Annotated in this window: 16 protein-coding genes, 2 tRNA genes and 2 pseudogenes; 8 read left to right on the top strand and 12 right to left on the bottom strand. The window is 44.2% G+C overall.

Features of this window, described 5'->3' with window-relative positions:
- Window positions 1-229: 229 nt before the first annotated feature.
- The 7 genes from L1D55_RS06195 to rlmE all read right to left on the bottom strand — a co-directional run bounded on the left by L1D55_RS06195 (window position 230) and on the right by rlmE (window position 6,058).
- Window positions 230-306, bottom strand: a tRNA-Met gene (locus L1D55_RS06195).
- Between the two features lie 53 nt (window positions 307-359).
- Window positions 360-444 (bottom strand) — tRNA-Leu (locus L1D55_RS06190).
- A gap of 16 nt (window positions 445-460) precedes the next feature.
- Window positions 461-793: a preprotein translocase subunit SecG gene (secG, locus tag L1D55_RS06185; RefSeq protein WP_061032508.1), complete on the bottom strand. Its 333-nt coding sequence runs from the start codon at window positions 791-793 to the stop codon at window positions 461-463.
- Between the two features lie 279 nt (window positions 794-1,072).
- Complete coding sequence (gene glmM / locus L1D55_RS06180) at window positions 1,073-2,413, bottom strand: phosphoglucosamine mutase (protein ID WP_239916874.1); 1,341 nt, start codon at window positions 2,411-2,413, stop codon at window positions 1,073-1,075.
- 21 nt (window positions 2,414-2,434) lie between these two features.
- Window positions 2,435-3,265 (bottom strand): dihydropteroate synthase, encoded by an 831-nt coding sequence (gene folP, locus L1D55_RS06175; protein ID WP_239916873.1) that lies wholly within the window; start codon window positions 3,263-3,265, stop codon window positions 2,435-2,437.
- Window positions 3,266-3,353: 88 nt separating this feature from the next.
- Window positions 3,354-5,321: an ATP-dependent zinc metalloprotease FtsH gene (gene ftsH / locus L1D55_RS06170; protein WP_239916872.1), complete on the bottom strand. Its 1,968-nt coding sequence runs from the start codon at window positions 5,319-5,321 to the stop codon at window positions 3,354-3,356.
- A 107-nt stretch (window positions 5,322-5,428) separates the two neighbouring features.
- Window positions 5,429-6,058 carry a 23S rRNA (uridine(2552)-2'-O)-methyltransferase RlmE gene (rlmE, locus tag L1D55_RS06165; RefSeq protein WP_017633278.1) on the bottom strand — a complete coding sequence of 210 codons (630 nt, stop codon included), beginning with the start codon at window positions 6,056-6,058 and terminating at the stop codon, window positions 5,429-5,431.
- Window positions 6,059-6,172: 114 nt separating this feature from the next.
- On the opposite strand from rlmE, the gene yhbY reads away from it, so the two are divergent.
- Window positions 6,173-6,469, top strand: a complete 297-nt coding sequence (yhbY, locus tag L1D55_RS06160; RefSeq protein WP_004738252.1) for a ribosome assembly RNA-binding protein YhbY — start codon at window positions 6,173-6,175, stop codon at window positions 6,467-6,469.
- 126 nt (window positions 6,470-6,595) lie between these two features.
- On the opposite strand, the gene greA is transcribed toward yhbY, so the two are convergent.
- Entirely contained in the window at window positions 6,596-7,069 is a 474-nt protein-coding gene (gene greA, locus L1D55_RS06155; protein ID WP_063524471.1) for a transcription elongation factor GreA, read from the bottom strand.
- Between the two features lie 514 nt (window positions 7,070-7,583).
- Here greA and L1D55_RS06150 point away from each other — a divergent pair.
- A complete protein-coding gene (locus L1D55_RS06150; protein WP_128159495.1) occupies window positions 7,584-8,612 on the top strand; it encodes a porin in 1,029 nt (342 codons plus the stop codon).
- Window positions 8,613-8,722: 110 nt separating this feature from the next.
- On the top strand, window positions 8,723-10,156 hold the full coding sequence (dacB, locus tag L1D55_RS06145; RefSeq protein WP_239916871.1) for a serine-type D-Ala-D-Ala carboxypeptidase: 1,434 nt from the start codon (window positions 8,723-8,725) through the stop codon (window positions 10,154-10,156).
- 102 nt (window positions 10,157-10,258) lie between these two features.
- Here dacB and L1D55_RS06140 read toward each other — a convergent pair whose 3' ends face one another.
- Together L1D55_RS06140 and tyrS are read right to left on the bottom strand one after the other, a co-directional pair.
- Window positions 10,259-11,104 carry a magnesium transporter gene (locus tag L1D55_RS06140; RefSeq protein ID WP_004738243.1) on the bottom strand — a complete coding sequence of 282 codons (846 nt, stop codon included), beginning with the start codon at window positions 11,102-11,104 and terminating at the stop codon, window positions 10,259-10,261.
- A 423-nt stretch (window positions 11,105-11,527) separates the two neighbouring features.
- Window positions 11,528-12,715, bottom strand: coding sequence for a tyrosine--tRNA ligase (gene tyrS / locus L1D55_RS06135; protein WP_004738241.1), 1,188 nt, complete (start codon window positions 12,713-12,715; stop codon window positions 11,528-11,530).
- Window positions 12,716-12,844: 129 nt separating this feature from the next.
- On the opposite strand from tyrS, the gene L1D55_RS06130 reads away from it, so the two are divergent.
- Window positions 12,845-14,134 carry a peptidoglycan DD-metalloendopeptidase family protein gene (locus L1D55_RS06130; protein ID WP_239916870.1) on the top strand — a complete coding sequence of 430 codons (1,290 nt, stop codon included), beginning with the start codon at window positions 12,845-12,847 and terminating at the stop codon, window positions 14,132-14,134.
- Window positions 14,135-14,240: 106 nt separating this feature from the next.
- On the opposite strand, the gene tnpA is transcribed toward L1D55_RS06130, so the two are convergent.
- Window positions 14,241-14,675 carry an IS200/IS605 family transposase gene (gene tnpA / locus L1D55_RS06125; RefSeq protein WP_239916869.1) on the bottom strand — a complete coding sequence of 145 codons (435 nt, stop codon included), beginning with the start codon at window positions 14,673-14,675 and terminating at the stop codon, window positions 14,241-14,243.
- Window positions 14,676-14,859: 184 nt separating this feature from the next.
- Here tnpA and L1D55_RS06120 point away from each other — a divergent pair, with 184 nt between their 5' ends.
- Window positions 14,860-16,053 carry an ISL3 family transposase gene (locus tag L1D55_RS06120; protein ID WP_239916868.1) on the top strand — a complete coding sequence of 398 codons (1,194 nt, stop codon included), beginning with the start codon at window positions 14,860-14,862 and terminating at the stop codon, window positions 16,051-16,053.
- Window positions 16,054-16,121: 68 nt separating this feature from the next.
- On the opposite strand, the pseudogene L1D55_RS06115 reads toward L1D55_RS06120, so the two are convergent.
- A pseudogene (locus L1D55_RS06115) lies at window positions 16,122-16,238 on the bottom strand (fructose-bisphosphatase class I); the annotation flags it as partial.
- A 16-nt stretch (window positions 16,239-16,254) separates the two neighbouring features.
- On the opposite strand from L1D55_RS06115, the pseudogene L1D55_RS06110 reads away from it, so the two are divergent.
- From L1D55_RS06110 to L1D55_RS06100, 3 genes and pseudogenes are all read left to right on the top strand, one after another.
- Window positions 16,255-16,476: pseudogene (locus L1D55_RS06110) on the top strand (transposase); the annotation flags it as partial.
- A gap of 244 nt (window positions 16,477-16,720) precedes the next feature.
- Window positions 16,721-18,433 (top strand): chitinase, encoded by a 1,713-nt coding sequence (locus tag L1D55_RS06105; protein ID WP_239916867.1) that lies wholly within the window; start codon window positions 16,721-16,723, stop codon window positions 18,431-18,433.
- A 222-nt stretch (window positions 18,434-18,655) separates the two neighbouring features.
- Window positions 18,656-20,206, top strand: a complete 1,551-nt coding sequence (locus tag L1D55_RS06100) for a Na+/H+ antiporter NhaC family protein (protein WP_239916866.1) — start codon at window positions 18,656-18,658, stop codon at window positions 20,204-20,206.
- The last annotated feature ends 85 nt before the right edge of the window (window positions 20,207-20,291 follow it).

Here is a 20,291-nt window from a genome sequence, read left to right as displayed (position 1 = left end):
ACTCCAGAAACAAAAAAAGGGCTCAAAGCCCAATTTAAATTCCAAGCAAACATTATCTAAACGCATTTACAAATGCTTAGATAACAAAAAACCCCGTATAAGCCGGGGTTTTTTGTTGCTGGACCCTTATATGCTAAGTGCCATCACATTCGATATCACACTTAACTCACAGTGAGGTTCACACTGTGCAAACTTGCTACCAATCAAGACTAAATATAGCACTTAAAATTGGTTGCGGGAGCCGGATTTGAACCGACGACCTTCGGGTTATGAGCCCGACGAGCTACCAAGCTGCTCCATCCCGCGTCCGACTTGCGAGCATTATACGCCCAACAAGATGTTTTACAAGTTTGTAAACATGGTGCCGAGAGAGGGACTCGAACCCTCACACCCTAAGGCACTAGCACCTCATGCTAGCGTGTCTACCAATTTCACCATCTCGGCATCAAATCTTTACAGATTATTGTGGAATCTCGTCGCCTTGCGCCGGAACTTCACTCACTGCGTCTTCAGCTTGCTGAATAACCTGACCTTGAGTCGGGTCCATCCACTGTGACTCAGTTTTATGTGTAGACATATTACCAAGCACTAAGCTAAGGACAAAAAATGTAGTTGCAAAAATTGCAGTCATTCGGGTTAGGAAATTTCCTGAGCCACTAGCACCAAACACAGTGTTTGAAGCGCCAGCACCGAAAGAGGCTCCCATATCTGCGCCTTTACCTTGTTGAATCAACACTAGGCCAATTACACCAAGCGCTGCCAACAGGTAAATCACAAGTAGAACTGTAAACATTTTTCCACCTATGTTCCTAATTGTTGAGCCAGCGCCGTTCAAAAAAGTTATTTTTAAGAACAAGGCTAGCGACCTCCTAACTGAAGGCCGAGCAATACTAGCGAATGCGGCGATGGCTGACAAGGAGAATTTGCTAAAAAATAAGCCTTTACCAAGTGAACGGTTAAAAAAAGGCCAAAAGCGACACAAAACTCATTTATGCCCCTTTTGACCACTCTATAATTCAACCGTTTTTACGCACAGGCACTCTTGATGGTACCTGCTGAGTAAAGCACTAAATTAGCAGTTTGCTTTTACTGCATCTGCAATCTTAAGTGCTGATGATTGAACCAGTTCAGCATCTTCACCTTCCACCATTACGCGCAATAGTGGCTCTGTACCAGACTTACGAAGTAGTACACGACCCTTTTCGCCAAGCTCAGATTCTACTTCTACAACAGCTGCTTTTACCGCCTCAGCTTCCAGTGGATTTGAATCACCACTGAAACGAACGTTTTCTAAGACTTGCGGGTATAGCGTCATGCCTTGAGAAAGCTCATTCAATGTCATTTCACTGCCAACCACTGAAGCAAGAACTTGCAGTGCTGCAACGATAGCATCACCAGTTGTCACTTTATCTAGCAGGATAACGTGACCTGAGTTTTCAGCACCGATCTTCCAGCCTTTTGCTAGCAGTTGTTCCATTACGTAACGGTCACCAACTGCAGCTCGTACGAATGGAATACCTAACTGCTTAAGGCCGTTTTCCATACCTAGGTTGGTCATCAGCGTACCAACAACACCACCTTTAAGCTCACCACGACGCAATGCATCGCGAGCAATGATGTAAGCAATTTGGTCGCCATCTACCTTATTACCTAACTCATCAACCATGATGATACGGTCACCGTCACCATCAAAGCCAAGGCCTAGTGCTGCTTTCTCTTCTAGCACTTTCGCCTGTAGAGCTCGAACATCCGTCGCACCCACTTCGTGGTTAATGTTGGTACCGTTAGGTTCAACGCCAATAGCTACAACCTCAGCACCTAGCTCTTTGAATACCGCAGGAGCAATGTGGTAAGTCGCGCCATGAGCACAGTCGACAACAATCTTCATGCCAGCAAGGGTCATTTGATTCGGGAACGTGCTCTTACAGAATTCAATGTATCGACCTGCCGCATCGTTTAGACGAACTGCTTTACCAAGCTCAGAAGAGTCAACACACTCAATGTCTTTATCAAGTTCAGCTTCGATCGCCAGCTCGATATCATCTGGAAGTTTAGTGCCTTCAGAAGAGAAGAATTTAATACCGTTATCGTAGTAAGGGTTGTGTGAAGCCGAGATTACGATGCCCGCTTCAGCACGGAATGTTTGTGTTAGGTAAGCAACAGCAGGTGTTGGCATAGGACCAGTGAACGTCGCTTGTAAACCAGCAGCAGCAAGACCTGCCTCTAACGCAGACTCCAACATGTAACCAGAGATACGCGTATCTTTACCGATAATAACTTTCTTTGTACCTTGCTTTGCAAGTACACGACCAGCAGCCCAGCCAAGCTTCAGAACAAAATCAGGTGTGATCGGGTATTGGCCTACTTTGCCACGCACACCATCTGTGCCGAAATAACGTCTTTTATCAGACATAGTGATTTTCCTTAATTATATTTAGTGATTGTTATTCATCACTTCGATTATTTTCATCGCTTCCAATGTCTCCTCGACATCATGAACGCGAATAATTTGTGCGCCTTTCATCGCGGCAATGGTCGCGCAAGTGACGCTTGCGACCATACAGTCGGCTGGAACCTTGTCTAGCAACTTAAAGATCATCGATTTTCTCGACATCCCAGCTAAAACAGGTAAGCCTAACGAATGAAACTTTTCAAGATGCGCTAGTAGGTGGTAATTGTGTTCGATGGTTTTACCAAAACCGAAGCCAGGATCAAGAATCAACTGCTCTTTTGAAATACCAACTGCCTCACAAGCTTCAACCCTTTCTTGCAAGAATGCTTCTACATCCTGAAGAACATCATCATAACTTGGGTTAGCTTGCATGGTTCTTGGTTGGCCTTTCATGTGCATCAGACAAATCGGAACATTGGCATCAGCAGCGACTTGTAATGCTCCAGGCTCTTGCAAAGCGCGCACATCATTGATCAAATCAGCGCCCGCTTCAACAGCTTGGCGCATCACTTCCGCTTTACTGGTATCTATAGAGATCCACACATCAAACTTGGCACGAATCGCTTTAATAGCAGGGATGACACGCGCAAGCTCTTCTTCTAACGAAACATCAGGAGCACCAGGTCGAGTTGACTCACCACCAATATCGATAATGCTGACGCCTGCTTTAATCATGCGTTCGGCTTGCTGTAAGGCATCATCGAGTGAATTAAATTTTCCACCATCAGAGAAAGAGTCAGGGGTGACATTGAGGATCCCCATCACATGTGGGCGATCTAACACGAGAGTTTTATTATTTGCTTTTAATATCATGGAAGGCCGATCTTAAAGGGTAAAACACCATAGGCTATAAACAGAAAAACCCTGAGCGTACTCAGGGTTTTAATTGATAGTTTAGCGATTAAGAATCTTTGTTCTGAGCATCATCTGATTCAGATTTAACTTCTTCAACTTTTGACTCTTCAGCTTTCGGTTCCGCTTTAGCTTCTTCTGCCTTAGCTTCAGGTTTTGCTTCTTCCTTTGCAGGCTCAGCTTTTACCTGATCACCCCAACCAGCTGGGTCACGAATCTCTTGCTTACGCTCCATTAGGTCATCAATCTGACCTGCATCGATCGTTTCGAACTTCATCAGAGCGTCTTTCATCGAATGCATGATATCCATGTTATCTTCGAGAATCTTCTTAGCTCTGTCGTAGTTACGGTCGATAAGGATACGAATCTCTTCATCGATAAGCTTAGTCGTGTCATCAGAAACGTGCTTAGCTTGGCTCATGCCGCGACCTAGGAAAACTTCACCTTCTTCTTCTGCGTAAAGAAGAGGACCCAGTTTCTCAGAGAAGCCCCACTGCGTTACCATCTTACGAGCAATATCAGTTGCACGTTCGATATCGTTAGATGCACCAGTTGACACTTTGTCTTTACCGTAGATAAGTTCTTCAGCAAGACGACCACCGTACAAGCTAGAAATCATAGACTCTAGGTGTTGGCGAGACATGCTCACACGATCTTGCTCTGGTAGGTACATTGTCACACCAAGTGCACGACCACGTGGAATGATTGATACTTTGTATACTGGATCATGTTCTGGTACCAAACGACCAACAATTGCGTGACCGGCTTCGTGATAAGCCGTTGACTCTTTCACTTCTTCTGACATAACCATTGAACGGCGCTCTGCACCCATCATGATTTTGTCTTTAGCAAGTTCAAACTCAACCATAGAAACATTACGCTTGTTACCACGAGCTGCAAATAGCGCCGCTTCGTTCACAAGGTTCGCAAGGTCTGCACCTGAGAAGCCTGGTGTACCACGAGCAATAAGAGATGGTTCAACATCGCCTGCTAGTGGAACCTTACGCATGTGTACTTTAAGAATCTGCTCACGGCCACGTACGTCTGGTAGACCAACCACAACCTGACGGTCAAAACGACCAGGACGAAGTAGTGCTGGGTCTAGTACGTCTGGACGGTTAGTCGCTGCGATAACGATAATACCTTCGTTACCTTCGAAACCATCCATCTCAACCAGCATTTGGTTCAGTGTTTGCTCACGCTCATCGTGACCACCACCAACACCAGCGCCACGTTGACGACCTACTGCATCGATCTCATCGATAAAGATGATACAAGGTGCTGCTTTCTTCGCTTGTTCGAACATGTCACGCACACGAGATGCACCAACACCCACAAACATTTCAACGAAGTCAGAACCTGAAATAGTAAAGAATGGTACTTTCGCTTCACCAGCAATCGCTTTTGCAAGCAACGTTTTACCTGTACCAGGAGGACCAACCAACAGGATACCTGTAGGGATCTTACCACCCAGTTTTTGGAAACGACTTGGGTCACGAAGGTAATCAACCAATTCTTTAACGTCTTCTTTTGCTTCGTCACAACCAGCGACATCTGCAAACAACGTTTTGATCTGTTCTTCGCTCATCATACGAGCTTTGCTCTTACCAAAAGACATCGCGCCTTTACCGCCGCCACCGCCTTGCATTTGACGCATGAAGAAAATCCACACACCAATCAGTAAGATCATAGGGAACCATGAGATGAAGATAGTGCCAAGTAGGCTCTGCTCTTCAGGTGGGGTGCCCTGAACTTTTACGTTTTGATTAATTAAGTCATCAAGTAGCTTTTGATCATAAACAGGCATGTAAGTTACATACTTAGCACCACCGCCACGACGTGTGAAAGTGATTTCGCTGTTATTGAACTGTGCGTCTTGAATCTGGCCTTGGCCAACTTCCTGTACAAACGTGGTGTAATCTACTGCTCTGCCGTTACTTTCCCCAGGGCCGAAGCTCTGGAATACCGACATCAACACTACCGCGATAACAAGCCACAGAATTAAATTTTTTGCCATGTCACTCAAGGTGTAAGCCTCTCGATAACTAATTGTAATTAAAGGTAGGGTACTACAGTTTGTAACCTGTAGCCATGTTGTTAACTCTCACTCTTGGAAGAGAATCGTTAACCTTTGTAACCAGTGGCTACGATGAACACTTCACGAGATCGAGCACGAGAAGAATCGGGTTTTCTAACTTTGACTGTTTTAAACATCTCACGGACGTCTTTAACATATTGGTCAAAGCCTTCGCCTTGGAATACTTTTACAACAAAACTACCATTGGTAGCTAGAACTTGTCGACACATATCCAAAGCTAATTCAACTAAATACATAGCTCTTGGCTGATCCACAGAATTGTTGCCTGCTATATTAGGCGCCATATCTGACATCACTACATCAACCATGTTTGGTTGTATACGTTCTAATAAAGCTTCTAGCACAGCGTCTTCACGAAAATCGCCTTGTAAGAAGCTAACGCCGGCAATCGGATCCATTGGTAACAAGTCACACGCAATGATTTGTCCGTTGTCTCCAACAATCTTAGCAGCATATTGAGACCAACCGCCAGGCGCTGCACCTAAATCCACAATGGTCATCCCAGGAGACAGCAATTTATCTTTCGTTTGAATCTCTTCCATTTTGAAATAAGCACGTGAACGATAGCCTTTCTTTCTTGCTTCGTTTGCATACTTGTCGTCGAAGTGTTCCTTCAACCAACGGCCTGAACTGGCCGAGTGTTTCTGTTTGCTCATTGGATACCTAAATTGGAGGAAAGTACTAATTGCTGAATAAATTATAGTCTTCAGCTTTAGATGGCGTTAAAATAGGTTTTTTCAACCCTAATAGTAAAGAAAATTGGCCGCGTAATGAACCTAAGTACCAAACAAAAGCAGCATCTAAAGGGCCTAGCTCACAGTTTAAAACCTGTAGTGCTAATGGGCGCAAATGGACTTACTGAAGCTGTTCTAGCGGAAATCGAATTAGCTCTAGACCACCACGAACTGATCAAAATTAAAGTTGCATCAGAAGACCGTGAAACTAAGCAGCTAATTATCGATGCAATTGTACGTGAAACTAAAGCTGAGAAAGTACAGACTATCGGTAAAGTTCTAGTACTATTCCGTCAATCAGAAGCACGTAAAATCGAGATTCCACGTAAGTAAGTTAGCCATATAATAAGCTAGCTTCACAAAAGGATAGCCAGTGCGCTTATCTTTTAGTGTAGCGTGAGAAACGAAAAAGGTCGCATTTAGCGACCTTTTTACTTATCAGAAACAAAGAAAATTCAATTAGATATATTCTACTTTGTCAATTTCGTAATCTTTATCACCGCCAGGAGTCGAAATCATTACTTCGTCGCCTTCCATCTTACCGATAAGACCACGAGCAATTGGTGACTTCACTGAGATACGGCCAGTTTTGATATCGGCTTCGTCTTCAGAAACGATTTGGTAACGGTACTCTTCGTCTGTATCAACATCAATCAGAGTGACTGTTGTACCAAAGATAATCTTACCCGTATTTTCCATCTGAGTTACATCGATAATCTGAGCCATTGAAAGTTTGTATTCAATGTCGCGGATTTGAGCTTCACAGATACCCTGCTCTTCACGAGCAGCATGGTATTCAGCGTTCTCTTTTAAATCACCTAGTTCACGTGCTTCACCAATAGCTGCTGAGATAACAGGGCGTAGCTTAAGTAGGCGATCTAATTCGTCACGTAGCTGCTGAGCGCCACGTACTGTCATTGGAACCTTTTCCATTTTTTACCTCTATGCCAAAGCTTTCTTTGGCCAACATAAATACACCCAACGTACTTTATTGGGTAGTAGAAACAAAACGATTTGGCTTAGTGTAAACAAACTTTATGGCTAAATCATCTTTATTCCACTTTGCGTTTTAAAAGCTGTATCTAGGTCTAAATTACTGACATCACAAAAATGAATAATAACCTCCCCATCAATAAGCAGAAAAGTAAATACCTAAAAAAACAAAAAACAAACAAAATAAACGCAGATCACACTTTTGTAAAAGCCACCATAAAACAAGCACTTAAATAACAACAAATATAATAAAACAGTGTTCATTTTTTAGTTTTATATCATTTTACTAACTGACAATGGAACTTTAGAGGTAAAAAGTAACCCATGGATTGCACTGGCATTTTTCAGACTTCTGTTCTAATCATGGTTATGAAGCCTGATTAAGACAGGCAATACACAAAAGGGTTCAAATCCTTAATAAAACTTCTATGGACAGTAATTAGGAAATAATAACATGAACAAGACTATGATCGCGCTTGCTGTATCTGCTGCAGCTCTTGCTACTAACGCAGTAGCAGCGGACGGTAAACAAGCTGGTGGTATCGACGGCACTTCTGTATACAGCTCTAACGGCACTTCTCTAGAGATCGGTGGTCGTGCTGAAGCTCGTCTATCTCTAAAAGACGGCAAAGCTGAAGACAAAACACGTGTACGTCTTAACTTCCTAGGTAAAGTTGAAATCCAAGACGGCCTATACGGTGTTGGTTTCTACGAAGGTGAATACGAAGCTAACGATAGCAGCGCAACTAACAGCGACTCTATTGATCACCGTTACACTTACGCAGGCCTAGGCGGTACATTCGGTGAAGTGACTTACGGTAAAAACGACGGTGCGCTAGGCGTAATCACAGACTTCACGGATATCATGTCTTACCACGGTAACTCAGCGGCATACAAAATTGCAGCTGCTGACCGTACAGACAACATGCTTTCTTATAAAGGTGAATTCCAAGACCTAGCAGTTAAAGCAAGCTACCGTTTCGCTGACCGTTCTGAAACTGCAGCAGGCGATTTCACTGACAACAACGAAGATGGCTACTCTCTATCTGGTATCTACTCAATCGGCGACTCTGGCTTTAAGCTAGGTGCTGGTTACGCTGATCAAGACGAGCAAAACGAATACATGCTAGCAGCTTCTTACCGCACTGAAGCTCTATACTTTGCTGGTACGTTCACAGACGGTGAGCTAGCGAAGAAGAACGGTGACTACACTGGTTACGAATTCGCAACAGCATACACACTAGATAAGACTGCATTCACATTAACGTACAACAATGCAGAAACTGACGGTGAAACTTCAGCTGACAACGTTGCAATCGATGCGACTTACTACTTCAAGCCTAACTTCCGTACGTACATCTCGTACAACTTCAACCTAATCTCTGAAGGTGACAAGCTAGGTTCTGTTGGTCTTGTTAACGGTACTGCATCTAAAGCAGACGCTGAAGACGAGCTAGCTCTAGGTCTACGTTACGACTTCTAATTCTGATTACTAATGATTCATTAGTTAATTGAGAATCAAAACGCCCGCTCTCTAGCGGGCGTTTTTTATATCTGTATACTGAAAACATCAGCCATCCAAGACAATCTTCTATGCGCCTTCTATCCACACTACTGCTATGTAGTTTTTCCATTAGCGCTTTATCTGTTAACGCTTTCGCATACGCCCCTCTTGATAGACTGCCCGATGGTAGTAGTACGAGTTTGATCCTCCAATCGTTAAGCGATGATTCGAGCGAGCTTAATTCCAATAGCGATCACTTTTATCCTCCTGCTAGTACGTTAAAACTGGTGACGGCTTTAGCAGCTAAATTAGAGCTAGGCGGCAACTTTCATTACACCACCAGTATTGTTCGTTCTGGCAATGATTCGATCATTTCATTTAGCGGCGACCCAACCTTGCAACGTGAACAGCTAAAAAGCCTGTTAGCTCAGTACGCTAAGTCCCAATCTAGAACCATTAAAGGCAACTTATACCTAGATAACACCGCTTATACCGGCTATCAACGAGCGGTTGGTTGGCCTTGGGACATTCTAGGCGTTTGTTACAGCGCGCCTTCTAGTGCGATGACCCTAGACAGCAACTGCGCACAAGCCTCTATTTATACAAAAGATAACGGCAGTACTCGCGTCTATATTCCAGCCCATTACCCAATAGACGTGACAACCAATGCTGCCACTGTCACACGCTCTGGACAAAAAGCCACCCAATGCGACTTAGAGCTCATCACCACACCAGATAACTCGTACACGCTCTCTGGTTGCTTAGTGGAACGTAAGAAGCCATTACCATTAAAGTTCGCCATTCAAAATCCTGAGCTTTACACCTCTCAAGTGGTGAAATCACTACTTAAAGAGCTGAAAATACAAGTTAAGGGTGACGTGATCATTGGCTCTAAAGAAGGGACAAACAACACGACGTTAGTGGCTAGCCATCACTCAGCGAAACTTCCAGAGCTGCTCGATACCATGCTAAAAAAATCAGACAACCTGATCGCAGACAACCTCACTAAAACCTTGGGAGCTAAGTTTTATGTGCAGCCGGGCAGTTTCAATAACGGCACTGAAGCAATAAAACAGATACTGCTGACCAAAGCGAATATCGACCTCAGCAAAGCGCAGCTCGTTGATGGTTCAGGGTTATCTAGAAACAACCGAATGAGATCGCAGACCATGGCTAAAGTGCTTCGCTTTATCTGGGAAAACGACTCACAGCTCAACCTGATCGAAGCCATGCCAACATCAGGTTTGAATGGAACGCTTAAGTACCGACAAAGCATGAGGAAACCACCGATTCAAAGCAATATCATAGCTAAGAGTGGTTCTTTGTACGGAACCTACAATATGGCGGGATATGGTTTAGATGAATCTGGGAAGCCAAGCTCTCTATTCGTACAATTTGTTCGTGATTACTTCCCTGAAGAGCAAGACCCAGACAAACCAGTGGAAGCACCGATTACACAATTTGAACGTGCTTTTTATAAAGATGTGGTTGAATACAGTCAAACACAGAGCCATTCCAAATAACGACCAGTTTGTTATAAGCGGTTTATGACACAATAAAAAATGGCGCTGAAGATCTTAAATCTTCAGCGCCATTTTTATTTTCGAAGTGCTGTTATATAAACGCTAGGCAATGCCTAAAAACGCATTTACGACGGTGAAATAGATCCACATCCCTGAGATATCTACTATTGACGCTAATACCGGGCTCACCAACACCGCAGGGTCCAACTTGAACAAACGAGCTACAATAGGCAGCCCACCACCGAGAACCGTTGATATTGTGACCTGAATAAACAAGGCAACAGCGATAGCTAAGGCAATCATATTAATGTCGTAACCACCGGTGGATTGGTTTTCACTGAACAGCAAAATACGTCCAATCATTACCGCGGCAATCGCCAGAGCTAAACAAATAGCCACTCTAAACTCTTTCCATAGAACATTGGCCCACTGGCGTTTCTTCAACTCACCAGTGGCTAAGGCTCTAATTACCAGAGTGGCGGCTTGGGTTCCCGTGTTCCCCCCCGCAGCTGCGATGACTGGCATATAAATAGCGAGAAGCACCAATTGGCTTAGAATGTCTTCGTACTGGGCGATAATAAGACCAGAAACGATACCTAGCAGTGCCAGCGAAATAATCCAACCAATACGCTGCCTAACATGGCTTAATACACCAGTAGAAAGGTAACCTTGTTGAGGCTCAACCTCTGAATAGATTAGCCCTAGTTGGTGAGCTAGATGTCGCGAGCGCTTTTCAAAGCCTTGCTCCTCTAACTCACTAAGTAGAGCTTGAATCGTACTTAGAGAGCATTGCCCTAATACAAGTACTGCATCTTCAAGCGGCATACAGTTCAAAAGCCTGACCTGCTGTTCACGCCCATATTGCTGAAATGCATTCGATACAGCTTGGATGTCTTGCTCTGAGTACAGAGCTTCAATAGATAAAAAAGTGTTGTTCATTACCGTCATGGCGAATCTCCCGATTGGCAAAGGTAACGACCATCAAAACAAGTAGTCTTCAGCGAGTACTTCAAGAACATAAAGCTGTGCACACTAAGAGCTTAAATCCTATAACTCAAGCATATATAGCTAAGCGCACCAAGAGCTTAAAGCACTGATGTGTCTACTTATTAGAATCTAGAGTGTGGAAAAGAATGAGGGGAAACAAAGATACCCTACCTGAACGGCAGGACAATAGATCAATACCGAGACAGGTTATTCTTCTCCATTCAAACTAGGAGGATGGTCGGTATTGTTCATAAAAATCTCCAAAATTACTGTCAGCTCGACAGCGCGCATAGTGTAGCAATCCTGTAAAAAGTTCTTCGTCAACTTTGTGTCAATAAAAAAGGCATCCGTAGATGCCTTTTATTCAATCATTGATGTGCGTTATTACTTGATAGTAATACGAGCAAACTTACGCTTACCTACTTGGTAAACCGCAGTACCTGCTTCAGGTACCAGTTTGTTATCTTCAACTTTCTCGCCTTCGATCTTAGCAGCACCCTGCTTGATCATACGCATCGCATCAGAAGTCGAGTTTACTAGGCCCGCTTCTTTTAGAACGTTAGCGATTGGTAGACCTGCTTCGAATTCGAACTCAGGCATATCATCTGGCACTTGGTTTTTAGCAAAGCGGTTAACGAATTCTTGTTCTGCTGCATCAGCATCTGCTTCACTGTGGAAACGAGCAATGATCTCTTTAGCCAGAAGTACTTTAACGTCACGTGGGTTTTTACCCGCTTCAACGCCAGCTTTCAGCTCTGCCACTTCTTCAAGCGGACGGAAAGACAGAAGCTCGTAGTAGCTCCACATTAGGTCATCAGAGATAGACATGATCTTACCAAACATCTCGCTTGGTGCTTCGCTAATACCGATGTAGTTATGTGCAGACTTAGACATCTTCTTAACGCCGTCCAGACCAACAAGTAGTGGCATCATCAGTACCGCTTGTGGTTTTTGACCTGCCGCTTTTTGCAGTTCACGACCCATTAGCAGGTTGAACTTCTGGTCAGTACCACCAAGCTCAACGTCGCTCTCTAGTGCAACAGAATCGTGACCTTGTAGAAGTGGGTACATAAATTCGTGGATAGCGATCGGTTGACCACCAGCGTAACGCTTTTTGAAGTCATCACGCTCAAGCATACGAGCAACAGTTTGGTTAGAAGCAAGACGAATCATGCCTTCTGCGCCAAGGTCAGACAGCCACTCAGAGTTGAAGCGAATTTGTGTTTTCGCAGGATCTAGAATTTTGAATACTTGCTCTTTGTAAGTTTCAGCATTCTTCAATACGTCTTCACGGCTTAGTGGTGGACGCGTTGAGTTTTTACCTGATGGGTCACCAACCATTGCAGTGAAATCACCAATCAGGAATGTCACTTCATGACCAAGCTCTTGGAAAGCACGAAGCTTGTTAAAGATAACCGTATGGCCTAGGTGGATATCTGGAGCCGTTGGATCGGCACCCAGTTTAATGCGTAAAGGACGACCTTCTTTTAATTTAGCAATCAGCTCGTCTTCTGGAATTAGTTCTTCTACGCCACGTTTGATCTCGGCTAGTGCAGCTTCAATACTCGCCATTCTTGTTCACTCCCACAGATTTGGCAAAAATATAATAGTTAGACATCTTACTTGAATAGCGATGTATTTTGAAACCAGTTACACTATTCCGTCGCCGATTTTCATAATATTTACAGAACGAACCGGAACATGTTGTCTATTTTTGCACGCCTTCCTATATTGCACCGGGCTTTTATCGCATTTTTTAGTGCTATAATTTTCATAGCGATTTTCTTACTTCCCGACGTCAACAGCTTACGCGACGATACGGGCACACTTGTCGTAGGTAAACATTACCCTTTGAGCATCGATGCTTCCGCGCTCGTCAGCTCGAATGATGCACCACCAACCGCTGTCCTTAACTGGGAAAAGTACACGGTTCGCTCTGGCGAAAGCACTTCTGTTTTATTTGAACGTATTGGTCTCTCATACCGCTTGTTACTCAACCTTCTCAATACCAATAAAGACATCAAAAAGCAGCTCTCGAACCTAAGACCTGGTGATGTGCTGCAGTTTGGATTCGACGAGAACAACGACCTTATTCAGCTCAAACGACAACTAAGCGCGTTTGAAAGCTTCAAAATCACCAAATCAGGCGATTCATTCACCTCAAGTTTTGATAAAAAAGAAGTCGCTTATCAATACAACTATGCCGAAGCCAATATTACCTCTAACTTCTGGAATGCAGGCGTTAGTGCAGGCTTAACCGCCAACCAAATCATGGAGCTTGCGGGTATCTTTGGTTGGGATATCGACTTTGCATTGGATATTCGTAAAAACGACAGCTTTAAAATCTTATACCAAGAGAAAGTGGTTGAAGGTGAAGTGATTGGCCGCGGCAAAATCATGGCTGCCATTTTTACTAACCAAGGCGATTCATTTACTGCGGTATTAGATGATAAAATCGGTAACTACTACGACGAAAACGGCCGAGCGATGAAGAAAGCCTTCCTGCGCTCTCCTATCGATTTTCGTCGTGTAACATCAAACTTCAACCCACGCCGAAAACACCCAGTAACAGGTAAGGTTCGTGCTCACCGAGGCACCGACTATGCAGCCCCAGTTGGTACGCCTATCTGGGCAGCTGGTGATGGTATCGTGCAGAAATCTGGCTACAACCAGTTCAACGGTAACTACGTGTTCATCCGACACAGCAATACTTACATCACTAAGTACTTGCACATGAAGAAGCGCATGGTGAAAACAGGGCAACGAGTCAAGCAAGGTCAAACTATTGGTACTCTGGGCGGTACAGGCCGTGTAACTGGTCCACACTTGCACTACGAGTTCTTAGTTAATGGCGTTCACAAGAATGCACGTACTGTGAAATTACCTCAATCTAAGTCGCTAACGGGTAAGGCAAAAGCAACCTTTATTGCAAACTCAGAGATTCGGTTGAAAAACCTTGAGCGATACGGTCAGTTACTAGCGACTAACTAGAAAGTTCAAGATTTGTAGCTTGTAGCTTCACAGAAAAATAGAAAAGTAAATTACCACCTTCTAAAGAAGGTGGCTTTGTGTGAGCCCCCTAAAAGGGGGCCTTTGTTTAGTCCAACGCCAKTTGCTGCTGCTCCACGCGCTCTTTTTTCTCTTGATGTCTTACATAGCGTCGAATGATTTCTTCATTAACCCCTACGCTATCGACAAAATAGCCCCTTTGCCAAAAGTGGTTACCCCAGAGTTTGTTTCTCCTTAAATATGGAAATTTACTAAAGAGTTTTAAAGCTATTTTGCCTTTCAATACACCCATCAACTTGGATATCGATAMCTTAGGCGGAACTTTTACTACCAAGTGTACGTGGTCAACTTGAACGTTTAATTCAACGACTTCACATCCAAGTTGATTACAGTAAACGTTTATACATCGATAAACTTCTTTACCTACATTGTTTTTCAAAATCCTAAATCGATACTTTGGTGTCCACACTATGTGATATTGACATCTCCAAAATACGTGGGAAGCTTGATTATATCTGCTCATGTTATTTGTCCTCTTTGACTTCGCTAAAAATCAAGGGAGCATTTAACATGGGTAGAACTACAGGCAAAGCCAAACTGAATGATAACCACCTACTGAAGTAGGTGGTTTAGGGCTGAAAACAAAAACGGTAGTAAGTGATATGGTTTAGTCGCCAAACAAAAATCATACACAAACTACCGTTTTCATGCCGAATCATACTTTCCTATCTTCATTCTGGGAAGGCTTTAAAATAGTAAAGTCTCACCAGACAGCATCACTTATTACACTGACTCTTAAACCTAACTCTGAGGCTAAATGCCTTTGCGGTCTTGRAGCCGAGGCTATCCATGAGTATCAATGGCGTCATGTGAAAGAGGCCATGTTGTTCAGTGTTCCTGTTGAACTTTCCGTTCAAACTCGAAGGATTAAGTGTCGTGACTGCGGCATAAAAACAGAGTCTCTATCTTGGTTGGAGCCTTATGCTCGTATAACGAAACGCCTAAAAAGCTATATAGAACAATTACTGCCTCTTCTTCCAATTAAGCATATCTCCCAGTTAACGAGCGTTCATTGGCACACCATTAAAGAGATAGATAAACGTCGACTTCGCCAAGTTGTACCTTCGGTGAAATGGGAGGAGTTAACGCAACTCGTCATGGACGAGTTCGCCATCTTTAAAGGGCACCGATATGCCACAGTCATCGCTGATGCTAAGACTCACCAAGTCATTTGGATAGGGTTAGGCCGTAGCCGCAAGGACATACGACCGTTCTTCGAGCAGTTAGGCAAGCATGGCAACAATATCGAAGCGGTCGCAATGGACATGAATACGGCTTTTGATCTTGAAGTTCAAGAGCACTGCCCGAACGCAAAAATCGTTTACGACTTATTCCATGTTGTTGCTAAGTTCGGTCGTGAGGTGATGGATAGAGTCAGAGTCGACCAAGCCAACARACTCAAGCAAGATAAAAAAGCGAGGCAATGGGTCAAGCGTTCACGCTGGGTATTGTTGAAAAATAGAAGCAACTTAAATCCACGGCAAGATAGTTACCTTACCGAAATATTGAATATCAATAAGGACTTAATGACCACTTATATACTCGGTTCACAACTCAAAGAGCTTTGGTATTGTGAATCAGAAGCACATGCTAAGGGRCTCTGGGAGGTATGGTGGGCACAAGTGCAAGAAAGTGGAATTAAGCCATTGAAAGAGTTCGCACGAAAACTGAGGCCTTATCTTCACGGTATTATTGGATCGGCAAGTTATCCGCTCAACACCTGCACATTGGAAGGGATAAACAACAAAATAAAGTTAATCAAGCGAATGGGGTATGGGTATCGAGATACAGACTACTTCTTCTTGAAGATAAAAGCGGCTTTCCCCGGAAAGCCGCGATGAACCTAAAAAAGCCAGCATTTCGATGCTGGCTTTTTTAATGAAGTTAAGCTGAGAAAGAAACGAGAGGGTTAGTCTGGATTCTGCTCAAGAAACTCTTCGACTTTACGAACCATATTCTTAGAACCAACAAAGAAAGGTACACGTTGGTGTAGCTCAGTTGGTTTGATGTCCATGATACGTTGTACACAGGTATGGTGGGCACAAGTGCAAGAAAGTGGAATTAAGCCATTGAAAGAGTTCGCACGAAAACTGAGGCCTTATCTTCACGGTATTATTGGATCGGCAAGTTATCCGCTCAACACCTGCACATTGGAAGGGATAAACAACAAAATAAAGTTAATCAAGCGAATGGGGTATGGGTATCGAGATACAGACTACTTCTTCTTGAAGATAAAAGCGGCTTTCCCCGGAAAGCCGCGATGAACCTTTTTTATTTTCCACGCCGCGTAGTCAATGGTAGTGGTTTGAGGGGGGATTGAGTGTAAGAAACCAAATCAGTTGGAAACTAGATATCAGCTCAAGAAAGCATGAGACGCATTGTTACCTTTAACTATACATAAAACTATCACTCGCACTTTTTATAAAATCATACCGCAACAGCTAGGCTATTTCCCACGTGCCACATACTCTTTGATGGACTTATTAAGGACAGATAAGAGAATCCATCATGTTAAAAATCAAATATTTGGCGACAGTATTGGGCTGTACTTTAGCAGCACAAAGTCATGCGTCTTTGAACATTCAACCTGATCCGCAAAACCCGAATGGTTACCTTATTGAGAAGTCGGCTTTACAGGCTGCTGAACAAGCGAAAACCTCGGACCCTATGTATGCGATCTGGTCACAGGCACTACAAACTCGTTCGAACACCATCGTTGAAGCGATTGAACCCGGTTTATCTTCCAACCCTGAGAACGTAAAGCGGGTTGAGCGCGTATTCCCTCAATCTGAATGGGATTTCCTTACTCAGATGGCTGCGCCTGAATACACTTACACTCGTTTCCTACGCGCGATTGGTAAATTCCCCGCGTTTTGTGGAGAGTACACTGATGGTCGTGATTCTGACGCCATCTGTAAGAAATCCATCATCACGGCTTTTGCTCATTTCTCTCAAGAGACGGGCGGTCACATCGCGATAGATAATACTTCTGATAATCCGTTGGCTCTCGAAGAGTGGCAGCAAGCGCTAGTACATGTTCGTGAGATGGGGTGGTCTGAAGGGCAAGAAGGTTACACAACTGGCTGTGGTCAGAACGATTGGCAAAATGCACGCTGGCCATGTGCGGCAGGTCAGGGTTATTTCGGCCGTGGTGCAAAACAGCTTTCTTACCATTTTAACTACGGCGCTTTCTCTGAAGTAATGTTCGATGGTGATGCAACTGTACTGCTGAATAATCCGGGGCTAGTTGCAGATTCATGGTTGAACTTGGCTTCGGCTATTTGGTTCTTCTTGACACCACAAGCACCGAAGCCAGCGATGCTACATGTTATTGACCGTACTTGGACACCATCTCAACGTGAACTGGATGCGGGTATTGGTTATGGCTTTGGTACCACCATCAACGTAATCAACGGTGGTATTGAGTGTGGTGAACAGAATAAAGATAAAGGCCAACCGGTTAACCGTATTCGTTACTGGGAAGGGCTAGCTGCGCACTACCAGATCCCTGTTGAAGCAGACGAAAAGAATACCTGTTGGCAGCAAACGCCATACGGAAGCTTGAACCTCAACGGCGCAACAGATGTGCTGTACACCAACTGGGATGGCAACTGGAAATACTACGCAGATCGCCCAGAAGGGTACTCATTTGAGTGTGAGTTAGTTGGATTCCAAACCGCATATTCAGCGCTAGTTGCAGGGGATTACGAGAAGTGTGTGACTAACTTCTATGGTTCTCATGCAAGTTGGCCTGAAGTGAAGGTGGTCGATAAGCTTGATCCGGTAGACCCAGGAACCGATCCAGGTGGTAACGGCTGGAGTGCGACTAAGGTTTACAACGCCGGTGACCAAGTGACTCACAACGGCGCAACCTACGAAGCGAAATGGTGGACACAAGGGGATGACCCTGCCAATGGTGGCCCTTGGAAACTAGTAGCAGGTGAGCCAACACCACCGGTAGTGACAGATCCAACGCCTGTTGATCCTGCTCCTGTCGATCCAGAACCAGTAGACCCAACACCCGTTGAACCACCTGTGACAGAGCCGCCAGTGGTTGTCGATCCATCTGAATTTATTACGTGGCAAGCTGGTGTTAGCCAAGTGAGTAATGGCGATAAAGTGACGCATAACGGTAAGTGCTTCGTGGCTAAAAACGGCCCAGGTGTTTGGGAAAGCCCAGTTCGATCGAATTGGTTCTGGGATGAAATTAGCTGTAAATAATTAATTATATAATTCAGCGTTTTAACTGATAAATCAAAGCCGAAAGTGATTGCTTTCGGCTTTTGCGTTTCTGCTCTGCGTTCCTCGAGCATCTAACACGAAACTCCCTAGCTGAATGCTAATTTTCCATTTAGAGAATAAAGTCCTGTACAAATGTCATTTGTGAATTTATATTCACTTTTAAATTATACTTATTCTTTATTTTAGGGTTAAGGTTTACCTATGGAACAGACAGATATCACGTCACTCATCCCCATTGTGATTACTTTGGTGTTGTCGTTGGCGACAAGGAATGTAGTGATTGGCCTTTTTGCTGGCGTACTTAGTGGCGTTGCTATGCTCACCGGAATGTTTAGTGAACTAAACCCTCTTGATACCTTTGGAACCATGGTCAAAGGCTACCTAGTGCCACAGCTTACTGATAGCTACAACGCTGGCGTCATTATGCTGTTGGTATTCATCGGTGGCTTTGTTGCTTTGATGGAGAAGTCGGGTGGTGGTGTTGCGTTTGCCAAGCGTGTGACTGAGTGGGTCAGCAACAAGTGCCAAGCTCAACTGTCTGCGTGGTTTGGAGGAATCGTGATATTTTTCTCTGACTTAGGTACTCCGTTAATTGTTGGTCCTGTCTTTCGCCCTCTTTTCGATAAACTGAAACTTTCTAGACAGAAGCTGGCATTTATCATCGACTCTACATCATCACCTGTCGCGATTCTTATCCCATTCATCGGGTGGGGCGTTTACATCATGAGCCTGATTCAAAAAGAGTTTACCGCCTTGAATGTCAACATGTCTGATTGGGATGCCTTCATTGGTGCGATTCCTTTCCAGTTTTATGCATTCTTAGCGATTTTCATCGTTCCTTTGGTTTCTGTTAAAGGTTTAGACTTTGGACCAATGGCAAAAGCGGAACGTGATTGCCAAGCGGGAATCAACTCTGGCGTGAACAGCGAATCACTCAATCCTTTCTCGCATAAAAATGCAAAGGCATCTTTTGTTTGGGCACCATTGTTAGTGATGCTGGTGGTATTGTGTGCCATGTTAGTCCCACAAGGTTTCCCATTTCAAAAGGTCGCAGGTTCATCATTCAGAGCTGCATTATCTTCGGCTTATTTCTTTGCTGCGATTACCTTGATCTCGCTAATGGCTTACTACGGCGTGAGAAAGCTGTCGGATGGCGTTTCTGTGTATCTAAAAGGCATGGGTAACATGATGCCGGTTGCGATTATTTTGGTACTGGCGTGGGCATTAAGCACGATCGGTAAAGAGTTAGGTGCGGCGGCTTATATTGCAGAACAAGCGCAAAGCGGTTTCCCATACTGGTTAGTGCCTGCTGTAGCCTTTTTACTGTCGGCTATTATCTCATTTGCTACGGGTTCTTCATGGGGAACTTTTGCCATCATGATGCCGTTGGTTATCCCAACCGCGATTGCGATTGATGCACCGCTGTTGGTTGCTATTGGTGCGGTGCTTTCTGGCGGTCTGTTTGGTGATCACTGCTCACCGATCTCTGAAACCACCATCCTCTCTTCAACAGGTGCCGGATGTGATCAATTTGAGCACTTTAAGACGCAACTACCTTACGCATTAATGAACGGTTGTATTGCTTTAGTGAGCTTTGTTATCGCAGGCTTAACTGGCAGCTCGTTGGTTGTATTAGGTGCGCTTGTCGTCCAATTGGTTGTGGTAACACTGCTAGCCAAGCGCGACGCGAGTAGGAATGCATCTTCAGAAGTTCAATCTCAAGTGTCTGAATCTAAACCACAACAAGCGTAATTTAAGATTTCAGAGGAGGGATGAGATTCCAGATATCTCGTTCCTCGATTCTGGAATGACGATGGGATGGGTAGATACGGGATGC

The sequence above is a fragment of the Vibrio sp. Isolate22 genome, from assembly GCF_022398115.1.
Taxonomy (GTDB): Bacteria; Pseudomonadota; Gammaproteobacteria; order Enterobacterales; family Vibrionaceae; genus Vibrio.
This window is presented reverse-complemented; position numbering and strand designations above follow the sequence as displayed.